At 54.7% G+C, this 214-nt stretch carries 1 protein-coding gene; it reads right to left on the bottom strand.

The annotated features are described in order from the left end of the window. Nucleotides 1-214 (bottom strand): amidoligase family protein (locus NE623_RS14685; protein WP_256273630.1); only part of this gene is annotated, 214 nt, incomplete at both ends.

The following is a 214-nucleotide window of genomic DNA, read 5'->3' as shown; positions in this document are numbered from 1 at the left end:
ACAATTAAAGTTTGGAACGTGGGATACATAATCGCTTTCTTGCCATAAAAGGCGTGATACCGGCTCTGATGGTAGTGATAGTCGCTGCCGTCCCGCCCGCGGTACCAGCGGTCTTTCAGTTGATCCATACTGGCACCGCTGGGCAGCTTGCGGATTTCCTCCAGAATCGGCTCATCCACCGCCTGACAGTAGCTGTCGATGCGGGCAGGGTTGA

Source organism: Gemmiger formicilis (assembly GCF_024462815.1).
Classification (GTDB): domain Bacteria; phylum Bacillota; class Clostridia; order Oscillospirales; family Ruminococcaceae; genus Gemmiger.
The sequence above is the reverse complement of the archived record's forward strand: the minus strand, read 5'-3'. Positions and strand labels throughout refer to the sequence as shown.